5 protein-coding genes are annotated in these 5,680 nt (G+C 64.4%); 2 read left to right on the forward strand and 3 right to left on the reverse strand.

Going from position 1 to position 5,680, the window contains the following annotated elements; translation table 11 throughout:
- Positions 1–1,374: hypothetical protein (locus KDH09_00905; protein ID MCB0218226.1), on the forward strand; the 1,374-nt coding region annotated here is incomplete at its 5' end.
- Positions 1,375–1,442: 68 nt separating this feature from the next.
- Positions 1,443–2,096 (forward strand): PEGA domain-containing protein, encoded by a 654-nt coding sequence (locus tag KDH09_00910; GenBank protein MCB0218227.1) that lies wholly within the window; start codon positions 1,443–1,445, stop codon positions 2,094–2,096.
- Positions 2,097–2,150: 54 nt separating this feature from the next.
- On the opposite strand, the gene KDH09_00915 is transcribed toward KDH09_00910, so the two are convergent.
- The 3 genes from KDH09_00915 to KDH09_00925 all read right to left on the reverse strand — a co-directional run bounded on the left by KDH09_00915 (position 2,151) and on the right by KDH09_00925 (position 5,499).
- Positions 2,151–2,957 (reverse strand): DUF481 domain-containing protein, encoded by an 807-nt coding sequence (locus tag KDH09_00915; protein MCB0218228.1) that lies wholly within the window; start codon positions 2,955–2,957, stop codon positions 2,151–2,153.
- Between the two features lie 54 nt (positions 2,958–3,011).
- Positions 3,012–3,827 (reverse strand): MmcB family DNA repair protein, encoded by an 816-nt coding sequence (locus tag KDH09_00920; GenBank protein MCB0218229.1) that lies wholly within the window; start codon positions 3,825–3,827, stop codon positions 3,012–3,014.
- 67 nt (positions 3,828–3,894) lie between these two features.
- Positions 3,895–5,499, reverse strand: coding sequence for an FAD-binding oxidoreductase (locus tag KDH09_00925; protein MCB0218230.1), 1,605 nt, complete (start codon positions 5,497–5,499; stop codon positions 3,895–3,897).
- Positions 5,500–5,680: the final 181 nt, after the last annotated feature.

The raw sequence follows: 5,680 nt of genomic DNA on the forward strand, positions 1-5,680 counted from the left end.
CTCGACGAGACTGCGTTCCAGGAAGCCCGCAACACGCTTGCGACGGATCTCGTATTCGAGGGCGAGCTGGCGCAGGCGCGCCTGCTTCGCCAGATGCACTACGGCACCGGATTCGACAAGCAGGTGCTTGCGGTGGAGAGTGAGCGGCGCAAGGCGCGCTCGAAGTCCTACCGGGCCGAGCTCGATCTGCGCCTCGATATCCTGGCGCACTCGCTCCTCGATGTGCGGCGCTGCCGCAAACTCGTCGAAGAGGGCGGCGACAAGACATGGGCGGAGCGCTGTGGGAGCGATCGCTACCAGCAGGTGGTGCAGGGGCTCTCGGAGGATACGCTCGAAGAACTCGATGAGCGCATGGCCGAGCAGCGAGAGAGCCTGAGCCATGAGTATGAGCTTTCCAATCTCGCGCGCGTTCGCGACTTCCGCGTTCTGGTGGCGCTTCGCTACACGCGCCTGCTGGCGCGCTACCTGGGCGTGGACAGCGATCTCGAAGAGGTGCTTTCGTTCCCGCTCGGAACCAACGTGCTGCCCATTGTGGAGCTGGCACGCGCCTACCAGAGCGCGGGCACCGGCAAGTGGTTTGGTGTCGATGCCGGGCACCCGACCGGCCGGCCGGCACTCATCAAGGAAATCCGCCTGAGCAGCGGCGAGAGTATCTACCGCCGGGAAATGAACGAGCAGCGCGCCGTCGATGAAGAGCTCAGCGCTTCGTGGCGGGAGATCCTTCGCACCGTGGTGCGTTACGGAACCGGGCGACGCATCGACCGCGAACTCCTGCTGCGCACCTCCGATCCCGATCGGGCGGCATCCATCGCGCGGCGTGAGATTCGCATTCCGGCCTTTGGAAAGACCGGCACGGCCCAGCGCTACATGAATGCGACCTTCGCCGGGTTGCTTCCCTATTTCGGGCGCGAGCAGCAGACCGACGAGGGCGCGCTGCTCGACGGCGCGCAGTCCTTCTCCATCGTCTCCTACGTTGGCTACGATGACAACGAGCCCATGCGCTCTCCTGCGGGGCAGGCCATTGCCGGCGCGACCGGCGCGCTGCCCGCCTGGCTGGAGACGGCCGAGGCCATTGTGCTCTCGCGCGGTTATGACTTCTACATCGACCCCTTTGACCTGCGCTACATTCGCACGCACAGGATTGACCGCAAGATCCCCGACGGCGCGCAGGCCGTTGCCGTGGAGGAGCGCTCGGGCCTGCCGAGCATTCCCATCGAGACCGGCGATGTCGATAGCTTCGAAGCCAGCAACCGTCCCTACCTGCTCGCCCCGGGTCGGGCAGGGGATTTGAGCTTCCAGCCCGAGCGAATCGTGCGCCCCTTCGATTTCTCACCCATCGAGGATGCGCAGCGCGCGGGGATGTCCAAGAATTGACTCCCGACAAGCGGGGCTTGTATTGTCGCGACTCCCGAAAAGCAGTTCTTCGGAACGGAGGAAATCAGATGCGAAAGTATTGGAGTTTGGCGCTCGTTGCCGTTCTCGCCCTTTCGGCCTGTGAGGGCCCGCGTGTCGACAAGCTCGAAGAGCGGGTCGCCAGCCTGGAAAACGACGTGACCGAGCTCAAACAGAAGCTCGAACAGCAGCCCGCCGGTACGGCAGGGACTCTCGATCAGGACCAGCGCCTCAAGGCGATGGAGACCCTCAAGGGTCTTGCCGAGAAGATGGAAGAGCAGACCTTCGAGGCGCGCGAGGGGCTCAAGCCCGGAACCGGCTCGGTCGAGGTGCTCGTCGTCCCGCGTGAGGACACCAATGAGTCCCGCCAGAATTTCCTGGTGGCGCTCAAGGATCCGCATGCCGATGGCGTGATGGTGCAGGCGGGCGTGGACGTGATGCTCGGCGACAAGAGCTACGGCAAGACCCCGGCCAAGGGGCCGCTGCTCATTCCCGAGCTTCCCGCCGGAGAGTACGAACTCAAGCTCAGCGCCGAAGGATTCAACGAGCGCGTCTATCCCTTCGAGGTGCGTGAGGGATACGTCAAGAAGATCGTAACCTTCCTGCTTGCACCCGGTGAGCTCCACGAGGCGCGCCAGGGGCTGCAGAACCTGATCAATCAGGTCTCCGGCCAGCAGCAGCAAGAGGGCAGCACAGCCCAGTAGATCTCGCAACGATAACAGTGCAAAAAGGCAGGCCCATAGGGCCTGCCTTTTTCTTTAGAACTGCACCTTCACGCCGTTGGTGAGGGTGTGGTCGATTTTCTTGACGAAGATCGGTGGTTCCGAGTCGAGCTCAAGATTGTAGGCGACGAAGAACTTGAGCCGGTCCTTGATAACAATGAAATCCAGCTCGTTCTGGGAATACAGGTGAAAGTCGTCGATGGGATGGTCGAAACGCGGCTGGTAGTAGGCCACGGCGCCGAAGATGACCACGTCGGTGAACTCGTAGTTGATGGAGAGATAACTCCCCAGGCGGTGGTGGCGGGTGCGCTCGCTGGGCACCGGGGGCCCAAAGGGCGGGCTGTCCTCGGCGGCGACGCGCTCGTATTCAAAGAGATAGCCCGCGCCGAGATACGCAGAGAATCGTTTCTCCTTGCTCTCAAAGAGGCGCGCGCGGAGTCCCGCGCCGCTCAGATAGCGCAAGCTCAGGCGCGCGAATTTGTCGAAGGCCACCTGCTGGAGCAGCTCGCCCCAGAGCCAATCGCGCAGTTCATAGTTGTAGCGAATGTGCCCGAGGGCCTCGGAGGTGACGAGCTTCTTGTTGGCCTTTTCCCAGTCGCCGCCGCCGGAGAGGAAAATGAGGTGCTTGCCGCTGAGATACCCCAGCAGTCCGCCACCGGCGAATTCGAACTTGTCAGTGTTGCCTTCCTTGAGACTGAAAGAGACCTTGGCTTCACCGAAGAAGCCGTCCTTGATCTTGGCGCGCAGCTTTTCGATGTTCGCCACGCGCCCGGCATGGGCGGGAACCGCCGCGAGTGCGAGAAAAAGACAGGTGAAGAGCTGGATGAAAAGGCGGCGCTGCACTGCGGACTCCCGAATTCCCCCGGCGCGCGAGTGTAACATCGCAGGGTCTCATGGCTAGTCCCCGCTCTGGGCAGCCCGCAGCTCTTCGAGAAACACGCGCTCTTCTTCGAGGGCCTCGTCCCCCAGCTCTTCGAGCGCGCCGCGGATGCGCTCGGTGAGCGTGCCCAGCGAGTGCTCTGCGCGTTCCAGGCGCCGCCGATACTGCTCCATGCCACCGCTCAGCACCAGGCGCACGGCCTGCCCGATGCGCGCGCCCCGCCATGGTTCGACGGGGATGCCGCTTTCTTCCTCAAATGTGAGGATCTTTCGCTGCAGCAACTCGGCGCGGCGCTCGGCGAGCCTGGTATCGAGGCTCACGCTGCGTCGCTGCAGCGCCTGTCCCTCTTCAAAGCCGCGGTGAAATTCCTCGCGCAGGCGTTCCTGATGGGGGGACTCTTCGATCGCGCGGCGGAGCAGGGCGGCCAGAAAGGGACGCTCGACGGGTTTGCTCTCAAGCTGGGGTGCCTCGCGCGTGGAAATGAGACGCTCGCCCCTTGGGAGTAACAGCCCCCAGCCCGGCGGCACTTCGCTCTCACGAAGTATCTTTGAAGACGAGGCGACGAGCCACCATCGGTCGCAGTAGTCGGAAAAATCCCGCGACTTCTGGGGCATGCGCACCTCACGCAGCCAGTCGGCGCGGCTGGCCTTGATCTCAAAGCCGTGGATTTCCACGCCCGCGCGCGAATCGGTGCTCACTGCAATGGCGTCGGCCCGGCGGGTTGCAAGCCTTGGATCGTTGCGCACTTCGAAGAGCACGAGCCATTGCGGCGCCGGATAGCGCCTGCGAATGAGCTCCTGCAACGCGCGTGCGTCGATGCGTTTTTCCCCCACGATGAATTCTCCACGCTGACACTCTCACCTGGGAGAGAAGCCTCGCACGGGAGTGTGACAGGGGAGGTCACATGTCGATGAGAATTCCGGGACTGAGTGTGCCCTTGGGGTCGAGCTCACGCTTGGCGCCACGAAGGGCGGCGGCGAAGAGGTCCGGGCGCTGCCGGTCATACCAGGGCCGGTGGTCGCGTCCCACTGCGTGGTGATGGGTAATTGTTCCGCCCAGACGAATGATCGCCTCGGATGCAGCGGCCTTGATCTCGTCCCATTGCTGGAGGCGACCGCTCTCTTTTCCCGCGGCGAGCACGGTGTAATAGGGGGCCACACCGTCAGGATAGACGTGGGTGAAACGGCAGGAGACGATGCCCGCGCCGCTCACCTCATGGATCGCAGAGCGCACTGCGTCCTGCACGCCCTCGTGGAATTCCTCGAAACGATCCCACGTAATCGCGGTCTCGAAGGTCTCGATAATGAGCCCCATGCGCGTGAGCGCGTCGCGCAGATAGGGGCCTTCGAGAAAGGTCCGGCGCCAGGCACCGGCCGCACCGCCGCGCTCTCCGGTTCCCCCTTCGCGCACCTTGTCCGAGCCCTCGGAATATTTGCCGCCGTGGACGGTGCAGATGTCCAGCGCCCTGCGCATGGCCTCGCGCGGGGGATGGTCGGCCGATTCGAAGGCGACCAGCAGCACGCTTTTCTTGTCGAATCCCACGCCGGATACGAGGGCTTCTTCGGGGTTGAGCAAACGGCAGTTGGAGGGATAGAGCCCCGACTGGCCGAGCTCGCGTACGGCATTTGCGGCTTCGTTGAAGTGCTCGAATTTCACCGAGCAGCTTGCCCGGAAGGTGGGCGGGCGCTGCACGCGCATCCAGGCCTCGGTGATGATGCCGAGGGCGCCTTCGCTGCCGGCGAAGAGCCGGTCGGGGCTGGGGCCCGCGCCGGAGCCCGGCAGGCGCCGCGTCTCAAGCGTGCCGCGCGGGGTGACGACGCGCACCGACTCGAGAAAGTCCTCGATGTGGGTCTGGTTGGTGGCAAAGTGGCCACCGGCGCGCGTGGCGATCCAGCCGCCGAGCGTCGAGAATTCAAAGGACTGGGGAAAGTGCCGCAGGGTGAAGTCGTGGGCGGCGAGCTGCTCTTCGAGAGCCGGCCCGTAGGCGCCGGCCTGAATGCGGGCAGCGCGCGAGAGGGGATCGACTTCGAGCAACTGCCCAAGGTTGCGCAGGTCGATGGTGACCACGGCGCGCTCGCCTCGCGGCGGGGGCTCGACGCCGCCCGTTACAGAGGACCCGCCCCCAAAGGGAATGGCGGCGTGACCGGCAGAATCGCACCAGTCGAGCACCGCGACGAGTTCTTCCTCGCTTCGGGGCAGGGCAACGGCGTCGGGGGGATTCGGGTATTGGCGTGAGAGCGCCCGCACGACGTCCCGAAAGGACTTGCCGTAGCTGTGAGCCGCGCGCTCGCGCGTGTCGGTGCTGACGATATCGGCAAGTTTGCCGGGGATCTGCGTGCGCGAGGCGGGCAGCTCGATCTCGGCAAGGCTTGGCGGCGCCGATTCGTGCAGCTCGACCTTGCCGAGCTGCATCTGGATCATCGCGCGCAGGTTCTTGCGGCGTGTTTCATCGATGGCATCTTCTTCGTAGCCCCATCCCCAGAAGCTGCGCTGTTTTGCGCTCATGGCCGGTCCTCCCGAATATCAGTGCAGGCGCGCACAAGGATACGCGGCCTGCCAGTGCGGGCGCAATCGGGAGGGCTCAGGCGGCCTGGGCGGCTTTGGCTTTTTGCTGAAGTGCGGCCTTGATGAACTCGCGGAAGAGCGGGTGCGGGGCCGTGGGTTTGCTCTTGAACTCGGGGTGGAA

It is taken from the genome of Chrysiogenia bacterium (assembly GCA_020434085.1).
Lineage (GTDB): Bacteria > JAGRBM01 > JAGRBM01 > JAGRBM01 > JAGRBM01 > JAGRBM01.